Genomic DNA, 14,225 nt, shown 5'->3' on the forward strand with positions numbered 1-14,225 from the left:
TTATAGTTTAGCTTAATTCAAAAATATATTGATAATATAACAACATACGGTACTTTAATGATTGAACTTCCTCATCACCATTATACTCTTGGCAGATTTACTATAAACTGCCAGGATTTAACCATATCTAATGGTGAGCAATCTAAAAAAGTGCCGGTTAAAGTTTTCGAACTTTTAAAGCTCTTTCTTCTTAATGAAGATCACTCTGTCCATAGCTCGGAAGCCATCGAAAAAATTTGGCTTGGTAATGAGGGCGTTGGTAAACGTGGTTACACCAATGCAATGTGGCATTTGCGTAAAGCGTTTAGTGATTTAGGCGCTGAGTCTGAAGAAGTTTTTAAAACCTTACATAAGGTTGGCTATGTTTTAGTAATAACCCCTGAACCTGTTATTGATGAAGTTAAAATTGAGAAACAACCATTTAGCTTAAATAACATTAAGGTTTATACCGTATTTGCTTTTACCGCCCTTGCTTTATCATTAATTGCGGTTATCTATTTAAGTTTAAATAAAGATTATATTCAAACCTTCACCGGACCTGTATTAGTAGCCCATACTGATTTACAGGGGATTGAAGACCAGCCTGAAATTTCAAATAATGGCCGCTTCTTAGTTTTTAGGTGGCATAATGAAGATATTAATTCGCAACTTTATATAAAAGATTTAGAGAATGAAAACTTACCGGTTAAAGCTCTAACTAAAAGTCGTTTTGAAAAAAGCTCTCCAACTTGGTCTCCAGATGATCAATCTATTGCTTATATGCGTTTATTGGATGATGGTAGCTGTCAAGTAAGAGTTAAGAACTTACTCACTGAGACAGCCAAGCTCCTTGATGACAAATGTATATTTGAAGAAAACAGACAAACACTTTCATGGTCAAATAATGGTTTAAAACTATTATATCCAAAAGATGTTGATGGTAACTCAACATTGTTTAGTTTAGATATGATAAGTAAGAAACTGAGCCAAGTTAGCTTTCCTCAAGATGAAGAGCAAGATATTAAAGGTGTTTTTTCTGAGGATGATAGTGAAATAATTTTTATTCGCGAGGAAAAAAGCAAAGCCAAATTAATGCGTTTAAAAGCGAATGGTAAAGAAAAAACAGTGATTGATTATCAAGATGGTATTGTGGGTTTAGCATGGCACTACGCCAGCAATGATGTTTACTTTAGCTTATTTGAGAAAGGTGAATATACAACCTATAAATACAATTTGATGGCGAAAAAACTGATCCCTACCGATCATATTGATTCATCTTCAAAAATTAGTATTAATCAAAGCGCAAATAGACTTTATTTTTCAAAAATGTCGAATGCCGAATATATCGTGCAGCACTCATTAATAGATGAACGTGAAATTCATCGAGTATTTGGCGTTAATAGTAGTTTCTATGGGCGTTACGTACCTAAAACCGCTGCGGTGATTTATATTTCGGGCCGCTCTGGTTATTTAGATTTGTGGATTCAAACCGCAAAAGGAAAAAGAAACCTAACTCGTGGGAAAGGTGGGGTGTTAAGTGCCAATGTATCACCTGATAGTGAGCACTTTGTTGTAAATTTAAAAGATGATGATAGTAATAAGTATCAACTATTGATTGGTGACTTACCCAAAGGCGACCTTACTCTAATTGAAACGGGCGATTTGATCCCTAAAAACCCTACGTGGAGTCGAGATAATAAGGCAATTTACTTTAGCTCTAAATCAAAAGAAACGTCAGGTATTTTTAAGTTTGAAGTGGCGACTAATGATATTACCCAGATCAGTAGTTCTAATGAAATTTATGCAATTGAAGGTAGTGATGGTTTTATTTATATGGCCAGTGAAGATTACTTAGGTATTTTTCAATTTAACCCGCAATCCCAAGAGCGTAAATTGATAGTTAATGATTTAGATAAAGATGACTTTGCCAACTTCTTCTGGGAAAACGAGCGTCTATATTATCTATCAAGAAATAATAACCGTGACCGTCTAATGATGTATGTGCCAGATGGCGATGATAAAATTGTCACCACCTTTGCTGAAGACACTGTTGCTAATTTTCTTGGTGTTGCTCCAGCAGATAAAGAGAGCTTTTTAATGACGCGTAAACGAGTTGATGACTCAAGCATTTATTCTACAATGATAATTTCAACCAATAATTAATCGTTTGTTAATTGCTTTTTAGCCTGAGAAAGAAAGCTTAATCGGGCTAATATCAGTTCTCTTAATTAAGTGGTTTACTTTTTTATGAGGGAAAATGGCTAAGTACACAGGTTATACGTTCCAAACATAACCTAAGTACTACTTCCATGTAGGCAAGGCATAAAATTTAATAAGTATTATTAACCTTTACTTTATTATTTGTGTCTCTACTTGATTTAATTAGCTCGTCGCCTTGCAGCCTTTCTATGTTCTTAGCTAATCTATCATAAAGAACTACATTTACCGTTGCCGCTAAATTCATACAGCCAATTGTTGGCACATACACGACCGAATCGGCATTATCAATTATCTCTTGATCAATAGTTCCATCTTCTGGGCCAAATATATAATAAGCATTGCTCGGATGTTTAAACTCAGGAAGAGAAATTGCGCCTTCAACTAAATCCACACAAACTATTTTAGCGCCTGAGGGCACACAAGAGAGTAATGATTGTGTTTCGGTTAAAGGAATTGTTGCAGATGCATTTTTGGTATCGGTATGAAACTTTGCTGCATGGGTATACCTTGAACCAGAATAAAATACTGAATCAACTTGATAACAGCCACTTGCTCGCATAATTGAGCCTACATTGCTTGGGCTTTTTGGGTTGACTAAACCTATCGTTGCTTTTTTTAACATGATTCATCCACAGTTATTAACTGGGCAAATTATATAATAATTTAATGGGGTTTTGGAAAAAAAGACGAGCAGCTAAACTGCTCGTTAATCAGACATATTGAGGGAAGAAATTTTTCAATCAACTAACAATGACTTTGTCGGTTTAACTTCGTAAAGTCAGTCATGTAATAAGTTTGATAAATATCACTATGGTTTATTAGCTGCGCATAATTTTGTGCAGAGAAAACTTTTGCTGAGCTCGTTGTAATAAGAGCCGTGAAAATAATAATTAAGGCCGTAGCCAATTTGTTCATAACTAAATTCCTTATTTGATTAAGCTTAATTTTATATATCTTTTGGCTGTAATTTATATTGAGAAGGTTATTTTTAAAGGATTAAATATTTAATATATAAAACAGTGTGTTGCGTTCAGTATTTGGACTTTTTCTTGTAGTCATTTTATTTTCATCATGTTTATTTAATTAAAATCAACACGATTTTCGAGTCGAAAATTATGTTTTGTTGTTGTTTTTGTAATATTACAAAATAACTTTCATTTTGTGTTTGTTTTCTGTTAACATCCTGAAAAAATAAAGTTGTATGTAGTTGGAGCGTTACTGTGAAAGATTCTATAAAAATTAATATTTGTTTAAATGGGCATGAACAGCAATGTCATAATGCGCTATCAAAAGTGATTTCTGAAAAGCTATTACTAAAAAAAATTGAGTTTTATGAGCGTATGGCTAGAGTGTCTCAGCAGTATGATGAAAGAGCAGGGGTTGACCTAAACTCTTTAACAATCAACAAACTTAGCTTAAATGAAAATTCAGGTAAAGTGGATGTAACATATCTTTGGGATGCGTATCATGATTTTGAAGATATTAGCGCATCCGCTCAAGTGCAAGATATTTGGCGCTTTCGTGTTGAAAATAATCAGGCTGTATTTAAATTAGATTTGCCTGAACAGCATTTAAGCCACGAAATTTAAACCTTACAATTATTGTCTTTAGCTGTGTTCTTCTCAATATAATAAATACAATGAACAATATACTATAGAGGTGGCAAGTCCCAGAGCCACTCTCTTTAGTAGCGCTTTTAATACTAGTTGTATTTTGTTGTTCTATTGTTTTATCAATTGCCTTGTCATTATCAATTATCTCAATAATTACCCTTTCCAGTGAGTTGTTTTCAGGGGTAGTTAATATCAAATTAAAGCGCTCATCTTCTTCATAAAGTTCATCATCAATTAACTGCAAGTTAATACTTGCTATCTCTTGCTCACTAGCAAATTCAATGTTGAGCTCTGGTTGAATAAAATCTTGGATCAATTTGGCGGAATCGGTTTCAACTGAAAGTTTTGCACTTAGAGGGCCACTTGTACCGCCAACCCTTATTAGCGGTATGGTTATTTGTTGATCATTTTCGTTAAAAGTAAATATATGTCGAGTAAAGCTAATACTACCTTTGTGGTGATTATTAATGAGAGGGTTTAATTTTTGCTTAATTTCGTCATTGTTTGTTATGCCATCTTTATCAAAATCTAAGTTTTCTTGGCTGTTGTCACAATTTAATGGCGGGGTAAAATTTGCAACATTTGCAAATAACTTAATGTAATTAATTTGCCAGCAATAGATAGGGTTATTAATTAGGTTAAGGTTAAGCCAGTACTTTCTTTGATTTAATATCGGTGAAATATCATTTATTTTATTATGACTCAGATTTAAATTAATTAACCTTGGTAACGACTTAAGGCTGTCAATCGATTGAATTGAGTTATTGCTAAGATCTAAAGTATGTAAATTAAAAAACTGCTCTAATTGATAAACATTATCTATGGCAAGTTCTTTACAGTTAAGTTTAGTTATTAACCCTGAGTAGCTAGTGCGTGCCTTATTGAAGGTGTTTGTTATGCATTGTTTAAGTTTAGTATCTTCAATTCTATCAATGGAGCTTACTAATAAAGTTTTATCGGGTAAGTCGCGCAGTAAATCTTGAGCCTGAAAACGAACTAAATTTAATGCTTTACTCGCATTTGCACCATCTCTAGCATCTGTGTTTTTAACGCCACATGCTTGGTTTTCGCAGCTAAGGTTAGGGTTTGAAAAAATAAACTTACGATTATTGCTATTGAATGTTTCGGCATGTGCCATCACGGTGATGAACTTTTCATTTATGCCATAGCCTGTAGCATAATCAAAGCTAAAGCCTTTATTAGGTAGCTGCTTACGAGAGTGGCTTAACCCTAAGTTATGGCCAATTTCATGGGCAAGAATATAGTCTTCATCATCAATACTTACGTAGCTAAACATAAACTCTGAAAAGCTACTGATATCTCCCAAGTAGCCATTTTTCCATGAAAATCCACCAATTTGTGAAGCATTACTTGGCCTTAGTAATGCCACTAAATCGGCCCCAGCTCTGTACTTTTTATTAAGGATATCCAAAAACGCAGGATGACTAGCATTAGTTAATAGTTGCAAAGCATCAATGGCTGAATAGCTATCTGGAAAATCAACTTGTATAGTCCCTGCCGATTTCAAACTAATTTTAACTAAACTATCAGCAAATATTTTATTTGTTGTTGCAATTAGTTCATTGATACGTTTTTGAGGGTCACCAGCATAGAGAGTGTTTACTGTTTTAGAATAGACAAACAATACTTTAATTTCTGCTTGTCCGGGTAATTCAATAGGCTCTTCTATGCTATGAGTTGTAGTCGCTGCAATTAAGCAAAAGATCGCAAACATTTTTAATAAGTGTTGAGACACAATAAAACCTTATTCCTTGGTTTGTTCTTATTATTAAATGTTAAAGTGGGGTGATTATATAAATTTTTGTCGCTAAGTTAGTCTAAGCATAGTTCAATAACTCCATAGTTATATTTTTAAATAAAAAAAGCCTGATAAAATCAGGCTTTGAATAACGTTAAACTAGAGTGTTGTTGTTAAAAACCACACTGTCTACCTTGGTTTTTTTGATCTAACCAAGCTTGTAGCGGCGCAAAATAATCAAGGATTGCTGTCGCATCCATTTGCTCAGAGCCGGTTAAAACTTTATGAGCATTTTGCCAAGGTTGGCTTGAACCCATTTCAAGTACTTGGTTCAATTTAGCGCCTGCGGCTTTATTATTGTAAATAGAGCAGCGGTGAATTGACTCTTCATTACCGGCAATCTCACATAGTGATTTATGAAATTCAAATTGTAAGATATGTGCCAAGAAATAACGTGAATAAGGAACATTACCAGGTACATGGTATTTTGAACCAGGATCAAAGTCTGTTTCTGCACGTGCTATCGGAGCTTGCACACCTTGATATTTCTCACGTAATTGCCACCAAGCATCGTTATAGTTTTCTGGTGTAATTTCACCGTTAAATACTTTCCAGCGCCATTGATCAACCATAAGACCAAATGGAATAAAGGCAATTTTTTCTAATGCCATTTTCATTAATAGGCCAATATCTTTTGACTCATCAGGCACATTATCAATTAAGCCTATCTCTTTAAGATAGCTAGGCGTAACTGAAAGGGCGATAGTATCCCCAATTGCTTCATGAAAGCCATCGTTAGCACTATTTTGGAAGTAAACTGGTTGGTCTTTATATGCTCGTTGGTAGAAGTTATGGCCTAGCTCATGGTGAATGGTTGAGAAATCTTCGCCATTTTTTTGAATACACATTTTAATTCGAATGTCATCTTGAGAGTCTAGATTCCAAGCGGATGCATGACAAACAACGTCTCTATCTGCAGGTTTAGTGAATAAAGAGCGCTCCCAAAAAGTATCAGGTAATTGTTCAAAGCCAAGTGAGGTAAAGAATTTTTCTGCCCCTTTAACCATGTCAATTTCTGTGTATTCATGTTTTGCTAATTGCTCAGTTACATCATAGCCAGGATCGGCATCTTCAGGTCCAACAAGATCATAAACATTGCCCCAACTTTGTGCCCACATGTTACCTAATAAATGAGCCGGTATTGCTTGGTCTTGAGGAACTTTATCTTCACCATAGTGCTCGCCTAACTCAGCACGAACGTGACAATGCAAAGCATCGTATAAAGGCTTAACTTGCCCCCATAGTCTATCTAATTCTTGAGCAAATTCATCTGATGACATGTCATAGTTTGAACGCCACATCGCACCTAAATCACTATAGCCTAAGCCTTGTGCGCCTTCGTTGGCTAATTCTACTTCACGCTCGTATAAAGGTTTCATTTTAGGGCTAATTGTACGCCAACCCTGCCAAGCATCGAGTAACTCATTGTAGTCACGCGAAGAAGCCATAATTGCAGATAAATCACCTAAGCTTTGTTTTTCACCTTCAGCATTGGTGTAACTGCCTTTACCATACATACCGCCAAGCTCTGCTGCAATTTTTGCAAGCTCTGCGCTTTTAGCACTATCTTGAGGGGCTGGTAATACTAAGGCTTGTTTTAATATGTTTAATTTACGGCGTTGAGCATCACTTACTTCGATGTCGTCAAACTTAGCTGCTTGCAGAGCAAAGCGCACACCTGCTTCCGTGTATTCTTGAGCGGCTGCTGCTGATAAGTCAGCTGAATCTTCGGTAATAAAATTTTGATAGATCCATTCAACTTTTGCCCCTTCATTATTAAGGCGCACTAATTCTTTTTCAGTTTCAGCAATAAAGTTGTTAACATCTTGTACTGTATAAGTTTTTTGTACAGATGATTTGTTTTCCGATGAGGGGTTAGTGTCACAAGCACTTAGGGCTAATGATGCTGCAACCATGGTGGCTGCTGTAGATAATTTAAATTTAGATAACATTTTGTGTACTATTGTAATTATTTGTATTGTTAATAGCGGAGTATATTCGAAACTAGACAAGAGAACAAAACTTTCTATTTATGACAGGTAAAAAATAGACCCAGAAGCGATTTGACAGATCGGGCTAATGGGTCCAGGGAGAATCGTATTATGTATTTAATTATGGCGCAAAAATTATATTTTGCTTAGTTTTTGTGCTGTTATTTTTTTATCAATAAAGCCCTACTTAAAATAAAAAATAATTCTGTTTAATTTGCCTAAAAAGCACTTGTTACTTGACACTTTTATTTACACCTGTCATTTTAAACGGGTGTTTGATATTTGGAATTAATAAAATAATTTGGCGTAGTTAATGGATACAAAAACAAAAATACTTAATGCGGCTGAGCTATTGTTCGCTGACAAAGGCTTCACCGGGACATCTCTGCGCGAAATCACCAGTATTGCCGAAGTGAACTTAGCTGCGGTTAATTACCACTTTGGCTCAAAAAAAGAACTTATTAAAGCGTTAATGAAACGCTATTTAGATGAGTTAACCCCATCATTAGTGAAATCTTTAACCGAAGTTTTAGAATCAGAAGAAGAGCAAGACCTTGAGGATGTATTTTCTGCATTTGTGGAGCCCTTGCTAAGCCTTAATGAACTTAGAGAAAATGGCACGAGTAATTTTTTACAACTTCTAGGGCACAGTTATACTGATAGCCAAGGTTTCTTGCGTTGGTTCATTACCACTAATTATCCTGGAATTATTGACAATTTCACCGCAGCGGTTCATAAAGTTTATCCAGAGTTATCTTCAGAAGACATCTTTTGGCGTTTACACTTTACTATGGGGACGGCAGTTTTTACCATGTCATCGACTGAGGCTTTAATTGATATAGCCAGTAATGATTTTGGCTTAAAATTAGATGTTGCCGATGTAATTAAGCGAATAATTCCTTATGTTGCTGCTGGTGTTGGTGCACCAATTTCAAAATAATAACATTTAAAAACTTAGTTAATGTAAAATCGAGCTTTTTAAATATGGCTTAAATAGCCTTTTATAGTTGAGTAAATATGTCTAGCTTAATGATTGACGTACTTGGTACGCTCCTTACCGCCGAAGATCGAGAGGTGATAGCTCACCCTAAAGTTGGTGGTTTAATACTTTTTGCTCGTAACTACGAAAATCCTCAACAACTAATTGAACTTGTTAGACAAATTCGTAACGTTAAACCTAATATCCTTATCGCTGTCGATCAAGAAGGTGGACGCGTACAACGTTTTCGTGATGGTTTTTCTAAACTTCCTTCCATGGGAAGTATTTATCAACATGCTCAGAGTCAAGCAACTAATACTGCTGTTATCCTTGAAAAGGCTAAGTTTTTATCGCAAAAAATGGGCTATTTAATGGCATTGGAAGTTCAATCTGTAGGAATTGATATTAGCTTTGCACCGGTACTTGATATCGATGATATTAGCGATGTTATTGGTGATAGAGGGTTTCATAAAGACCCGCAAATAGTTACGTCTTTGGCTGCCAGCTTTATTGATGGAATGCATCAAGTAGGAATGAAATCAACAGGTAAGCACTTCCCAGGTCATGGCAGTGTTAAAGAAGACTCCCATATAGCAATGCCTGTCGATAACCGAAGCCGAGAATCAATTTTTAGCCATGATATGAGTGTGTTCAAAACTCTTATTCAATCCAATCATGTTGATGCCCTCATGCCTGCCCATGTTATTTATCCGCAAGTTGATGATTTACCCGTTGGATTCTCTCCATATTGGCTGCAAACCGTTCTTCGCAAAGAGCTAGGTTTTAACGGCGTTATCTTTAGTGATGACTTATCGATGCAAGGAGCAACATCTGCTGGAGGTTACGCTGAGCGCTGTGAAGCAGCTTATGATGCCGGCTGTGATATGCTTTTAGTGTGTAACGACCGAGACGGTGCTGTAACGGCAATTGAGCAAGCGAATTTAAAGATAAACAAAGCCAGTGAACAACGTGTACAAAATTTACTTTGTCAGAGTAAATTAGATTTTTCACAACTCGCATCTGACCCTCATTGGCAACAGTGCCAAAACTTACTTTTTTAATAATCTAAATTAGGCGCTACCTAAATGCATAAAAAACAATTTATCTACTTAGCGCCGCTGCTATCTTTTGCTTTTTACTATTTATTAGCAAGTATGGGGCTTGAATCAAAAGCCGCCATAACAGCAGGTATCACTCTGTTAACTGTGCTTTATTGGGTTACGGAAGCTGTTCCCATTCCTGCCACTTCACTTATTCCATTTGCGTTATTGCCATTATTTGGCATTGTCGATCATAAATCAGTGTCATCAGCTCTTGGCTCGCACGTGATCTTGCTATTAATGGGCGCTTTTATGTTATCTAAAGCCCTAGAAAAGAGCCAAGCGCATCAACGCCTTGCTGTTTATATGATTAACCTTGTTGGTGTTGCAAGCGGTCGTAGATTGGTACTAGGCTTTATGCTTACAGCCAGTATCTTGAGTATGTGGATCTCAAATACAGCCACCGTACTCATTATGTTACCAATGGCTATCGCAATCTTAGCTCATGTTGATAATCAAAAACTTAAAGTCGCGCTTATTTTAGGTATTGCTTACGCTTCAAGCGTAGGGGGTATAGGCACTCTAATTGGTACTCCGCCAAATGTTATTTTTATGGGTATTTATGAAGGCATCACCGGCGTTGAATTTGGCTTTTTAGATTGGATGAAAATAGGCGTGCCTGTGGTATTAATTTCGATTCCTATTATGGCCTTTTGGTTAACTCGAAATGTAAGCTTAAATAGTAATATTAATTTACCAGACCCAGGAAAATGGCGAACCGAAGAAAAGCGCACTCTTACTGTATTTGGCTTAACCGCGCTTGCTTGGATAACACGAAATGACCCTTATGGCGGCTGGAGCGAACTGTTTGACTTACCTTTAGTTGGTGATAGTAGCGTGGCATTATTTGCCGTGGTATTAATGTTTATTATTCCCAATGGTAAAGGCTCTAGATTACTTGATTGGGATACGGCAAAAACCATCCCTTGGGGTATGTTGTTATTGTTTGCTGGCGGTATAGCCTTAGCTAAAGGTTTTGTGGCCTCTGGTTTAAGCGATATGCTTGGCTCTTGGTTAACTTCTTTAGCCGGAATGCCATTATTACTTATGTTATTAACAATTTGTTTAGTAGTCACTTATCTCACCGAAATTACCAGTAATACAGCGACAGCAACATTATTAATGCCTATCTTAGCTTCAGCAGCTATCGCCTCAGGTTTTGATGCTAAGGTATTTATGATCCCTGCAGCTATGTGTGCTAGTTGTGCATTTATGCTCCCTGTTGCAACCGCGCCAAATGCTATTGCTTATGGAACAGGTGAGATTGAGATAAAGGATATGGTGAAAGAGGGGGCTATTTTAAGTGTGTTAGTGTCTTCAATCGTAGCCATTGTTTGCTATTTATTAATTTAAGCTAACCTGTGATTGAGCAGGTTAGCTTTGGTTATTATTGTAAAAAGCCTAGTAACTTAGCTGAGCCAAGCTGAGTCTTTTGCTTTAACACTTAAAAAGACTAACAAACAAGCAATCACAATAACCATCAGCGGCATAATTGCACCTCCCGGCCCAAATACTTCCCAAGAGTTCGAAATAAAATAAGCATGGAACATCTGAATCAATACTGAGAGTAATGAGGTTATGAGTAGGGGCGTTGCTATAGACTTTTTCAAGATTAATGTTAAAGAGCCTAAAGCGCCAAAAATAACCGCACAAGCAAAGGCTATATTAGCCCATAAAGGTGTTTGTAAATAAAGAGTGCGCTGTGCATCAGGTAAAGCATTGAGTGCCGCATCGTTCATCACGGGCCCCATAAATAGTGCCATAACTCCCATTAAATTCCATATTAATGCGATAACCGCCACGACAGTAAACCATTTAGGTATGTGAGTATCATTCATAATTAAACCTTATTTTTTTTATTATTAATAAGGTTTACTATAAAAGAGCTTAAGGATTTTGCAAATTGATGAAGTGGTTATTGCGCTATTGAAGTGTTTAATAGCGCAAATAAAATATTGGACTAAATGCTACTTATTTAGTTTTTTAAACAAGCTAGTAAGGAATACTAAGGAGAATACTATAAATAGGGCACTATATACGCCATAAACAACTATCATCCTATTATTGCGCATTGATTAATCTATGCGTATTTACTTATTCAGTTTTTTAAAAAAGCTAGTAAGGAATACTAAGGCGAATACTATAAATAGGGCACTATATACGCCATAAACAACTATCATCCTATTATTGCGCATTGATTAATCTATGCGTATTTACTTATTCAGTTTTTTAAAAAAGCTAGTAAGGAATACTAAGGCGAATACGATAAATAACGCACTGTATACAGCGTACACTACTATCATCCATTGCGGCATCGAGTAACCTAAAAATGACCATGATATTTCACCACAATCACCAGTGGCTTCAAAAATGCTTGGGATCCATTCATGTAAAGGTAGCCACGATGGAAAGTTTGGTATTATGTCGCAGGTGTAAAAGAATGAACCGGCATTACTTTGTATTTCTACATGCTCAATAGCAATTAGCAAGCCCCATATCGCGCTAATTCCCCAAATAATGAAAGCTTCAAACTTTATAATGGTCCATTGTTTAGCGAAATAACCACTCAGTCCAGCAACCATTAAGCCTATGATTGCTACTCGTTGATAAATACACATGATACAAGGCTCTAAACCCATACCATATTGAAAGTATAAAGCACATAACTCAAGAGCGAATGCTGATGCTGCTAGAAGCAACCAAGATAATGGGTTATCAACAAAAGAGTTTAAGCGAGACAGCATATAAATTTCCAAAAATAATGATTTAACTATAAAAAAGCGCCCAATTGTGAGCGCTTGATATTATGGATAGTAATTTGTACTAATTCAATACAATTTACGTAATGTTATTAATGACCTGAAGGCGCAGTTGCACTTTCAACACTATGGTGGTTAATAACTCCCATGTCATAAAAAGTATTGGTGTATTCAACCAATGAACCTGAAGATATCATTACTAAGCCAACAAGAGTTAGTACAATTGTGTAAGGCAGAGCCATCCAAACCATGCTGCCATAAGATAGTCTAATTAGCGGAGCTAAGGCCGATGTTAGTAAGAATAGAAACGCAGCTTGGCCATTAGGTGTTGCTACCGATGGCAAGTTTGTACCTGTATTAATTGCTACCGCTAACATATCAAACTGATCGCGTGTGATGACACCGTCAACAAGTGCTTGCTTAATTTCGGTAATATAAACCGTACCAACAAAAACGTTATCACTCACCATAGAGAGTAAACCGTTAGCAATGTAGAAGTAGACTAACTGCATGTCACCTTCTTGTGCTAATACCCAAGTAATCACTGGACCAAATAACGACTGGTCAACAATTACCGCAACTACAGAGAAGAATACCGCTAAAAGGGCAGTAAATGGTAAAGCTTCTTCAAACGCATGACCAATTTGATGCTCTTCAATGATGCCTGTAAATGCAGTAGCAAAGATAATTACGGTTAAACCGATCAAGCCAACTTCAGCAACGTGGAAAGCTAAACCAAGTATTAACCAAACAGCGATGGCTGATTGGATCATTAGCTTTGCTTTATCAGCTATAGTGCGTTTAGCGCCTTCTTCACGATCAAATTCAACCAAAATTTGTCGAACATTCTTTGGTAGTGGCGCTCCATAGTTAAATACTTTAAATTTTTCAACGAAGAAACAAGTAAGTAAGCCGAAAATAAATACCGGCAGAGTTACCGGAGACATACGAATCGCAAATTCAACAAAATCCCAACCAGCTTGTTCACCTATAATTAAGTTTTGTGGCTCACCAACGATTGTCATTACGCCGCCAAGGGCTGTACCAACACCGGCGTGCATTAATAAGTTACGTAAATAAGCTCTAAAGCCTTCTAAATCTTCACGTGAGTATTCAGGTAATTCGTGATCGCTTGTGTGATCATGGCTAGTTTGTATGTGTTTGCCCGATGCAACTTTATGATAAACAGAGTAAAAGCCAACAGCAACGCTGATGATAACGGCTATAACTGTTAGAGCATCTAAGAATGCAGATAAAAATGCACTAACAAAACAGAACAATAATGACACTGTGGTTTTAGAGCGTATTTTGGTGATTATTTTAGTAAAGACTAATAACAATAAGCCTTTCATAAAGTAGATACCCGCAACCATAAATATCAGCAATAAAAGCACTTGTAAATTTAAGGTTATCTCATGATAGACCTGGTCGGGAGATGTCATGCCGATAGCAACAGCTTCGATGGCTAAGAGACCACCTGGTTGCAGTGGGTAACACTTTAAAGCCATGGCTAAAGTGAATATAAATTCAATCACCAATGCCCAACCGGCAATATATGGCGAAACAAAAAAATAGAGTAGAGGATTAATAATAAGGAAAGCAATAATTGCTTGTTTATACCACTTAGGTGCTTGCCCTAAAAAGTTACCAAAAAATGCCGAAGAATAGGTGGTGTGCATGAGCGCCTCTCGATGTTAATTTCGAGTAAAATTATTTTTGTGCGCGCATTCTAAGCTAGTATCTAGATTCGGTAAATAGTAACTTG

At 36.4% G+C, this 14,225-nt stretch carries 11 protein-coding genes; 5 read left to right on the top strand and 6 right to left on the bottom strand.

From position 1 onward, the window contains the following. The first annotated feature begins 57 nt into the window (after positions 1–57). Positions 58–2,142: a PD40 domain-containing protein gene (locus FNN08_RS02495; RefSeq protein WP_143583162.1), complete on the top strand. Its 2,085-nt coding sequence runs from the start codon at positions 58–60 to the stop codon at positions 2,140–2,142. Positions 2,143–2,308: 166 nt separating this feature from the next. Here FNN08_RS02495 and FNN08_RS02500 read toward each other — a convergent pair whose 3' ends face one another. Next, a complete protein-coding gene (locus FNN08_RS02500; protein WP_143583164.1) occupies positions 2,309–2,821 on the bottom strand; it encodes an RNA methyltransferase in 513 nt (170 codons plus the stop codon). A 598-nt stretch (positions 2,822–3,419) separates the two neighbouring features. Between FNN08_RS02500 and FNN08_RS02505 the strand changes: the two genes are divergently transcribed. Then, positions 3,420–3,788 carry a hypothetical protein gene (locus tag FNN08_RS02505; RefSeq protein WP_143583166.1) on the top strand — a complete coding sequence of 123 codons (369 nt, stop codon included), beginning with the start codon at positions 3,420–3,422 and terminating at the stop codon, positions 3,786–3,788. Here the strand turns inward: FNN08_RS02505 and FNN08_RS02510 are convergent. Then, the gene (locus FNN08_RS02510) at positions 3,745–5,568 is read right to left on the bottom strand and encodes a reprolysin-like metallopeptidase (protein WP_143583168.1); all 1,824 of its coding nucleotides are present in this window, start codon (positions 5,566–5,568) and stop codon (positions 3,745–3,747) included. The genes FNN08_RS02505 and FNN08_RS02510 overlap by 44 nt on opposite strands. Before the next feature lie 176 nt (positions 5,569–5,744). Then, the gene (locus FNN08_RS02515) at positions 5,745–7,583 is read right to left on the bottom strand and encodes a M2 family metallopeptidase (protein ID WP_143583170.1); all 1,839 of its coding nucleotides are present in this window, start codon (positions 7,581–7,583) and stop codon (positions 5,745–5,747) included. A 352-nt stretch (positions 7,584–7,935) separates the two neighbouring features. On the opposite strand from FNN08_RS02515, the gene FNN08_RS02520 reads away from it, so the two are divergent. The 3 genes from FNN08_RS02520 to FNN08_RS02530 all read left to right on the top strand — a co-directional run bounded on the left by FNN08_RS02520 (position 7,936) and on the right by FNN08_RS02530 (position 11,054). Next, entirely contained in the window at positions 7,936–8,562 is a 627-nt protein-coding gene (locus tag FNN08_RS02520; protein ID WP_143583172.1) for a TetR/AcrR family transcriptional regulator, read from the top strand. A 77-nt stretch (positions 8,563–8,639) separates the two neighbouring features. Further along, entirely contained in the window at positions 8,640–9,662 is a 1,023-nt protein-coding gene (gene nagZ / locus FNN08_RS02525) for a beta-N-acetylhexosaminidase (RefSeq protein ID WP_143583174.1), read from the top strand. Between the two features lie 24 nt (positions 9,663–9,686). Next, a complete protein-coding gene (locus FNN08_RS02530; protein ID WP_143583176.1) occupies positions 9,687–11,054 on the top strand; it encodes an SLC13 family permease in 1,368 nt (455 codons plus the stop codon). A 56-nt stretch (positions 11,055–11,110) separates the two neighbouring features. Here FNN08_RS02530 and FNN08_RS02535 read toward each other — a convergent pair whose 3' ends face one another. The 3 genes from FNN08_RS02535 to nhaB all read right to left on the bottom strand — a co-directional run bounded on the left by FNN08_RS02535 (position 11,111) and on the right by nhaB (position 14,139). After that, on the bottom strand, positions 11,111–11,539 hold the full coding sequence (locus FNN08_RS02535; RefSeq protein WP_260679259.1) for a hypothetical protein: 429 nt from the start codon (positions 11,537–11,539) through the stop codon (positions 11,111–11,113). 375 nt (positions 11,540–11,914) lie between these two features. Further along, on the bottom strand, positions 11,915–12,445 hold the full coding sequence (dsbB, locus tag FNN08_RS02540; RefSeq protein WP_143583178.1) for a disulfide bond formation protein DsbB: 531 nt from the start codon (positions 12,443–12,445) through the stop codon (positions 11,915–11,917). 107 nt (positions 12,446–12,552) lie between these two features. After that, positions 12,553–14,139: a sodium/proton antiporter NhaB gene (gene nhaB, locus FNN08_RS02545; protein ID WP_143583180.1), complete on the bottom strand. Its 1,587-nt coding sequence runs from the start codon at positions 14,137–14,139 to the stop codon at positions 12,553–12,555. Positions 14,140–14,225 lie beyond the last annotated feature (86 nt).

The organism is Thalassomonas sp. M1454, from assembly GCF_007097525.1.
Lineage (GTDB): Bacteria > Pseudomonadota > Gammaproteobacteria > Enterobacterales > Alteromonadaceae > Thalassotalea_A.

What these genes read in the sequence shown, in the direction of transcription:
- FNN08_RS02495 (WP_143583162.1), top strand. Translation starts at nt 58, where the DNA reads ATGATTGAACTTCCTCATCACCATTATACTCTTGGCAGATTTACTATA.
- FNN08_RS02500 (WP_143583164.1), bottom strand. Translation starts at nt 2,821, where the DNA reads ATGTTAAAAAAAGCAACGATAGGTTTAGTCAACCCAAAAAGCCCAAGC.
- FNN08_RS02515 (WP_143583170.1), bottom strand. Translation starts at nt 7,583, where the DNA reads ATGTTATCTAAATTTAAATTATCTACAGCAGCCACCATGGTTGCAGCA.
- FNN08_RS02520 (WP_143583172.1), top strand. Translation starts at nt 7,936, where the DNA reads ATGGATACAAAAACAAAAATACTTAATGCGGCTGAGCTATTGTTCGCT.
- nagZ (WP_143583174.1), top strand. Translation starts at nt 8,640, where the DNA reads ATGTCTAGCTTAATGATTGACGTACTTGGTACGCTCCTTACCGCCGAA.
- FNN08_RS02530 (WP_143583176.1), top strand. Translation starts at nt 9,687, where the DNA reads ATGCATAAAAAACAATTTATCTACTTAGCGCCGCTGCTATCTTTTGCT.
- FNN08_RS02535 (WP_260679259.1), bottom strand. Translation starts at nt 11,539, where the DNA reads ATGAATGATACTCACATACCTAAATGGTTTACTGTCGTGGCGGTTATC.
- dsbB (WP_143583178.1), bottom strand. Translation starts at nt 12,445, where the DNA reads ATGCTGTCTCGCTTAAACTCTTTTGTTGATAACCCATTATCTTGGTTG.
- nhaB (WP_143583180.1), bottom strand. Translation starts at nt 14,139, where the DNA reads ATGCACACCACCTATTCTTCGGCATTTTTTGGTAACTTTTTAGGGCAA.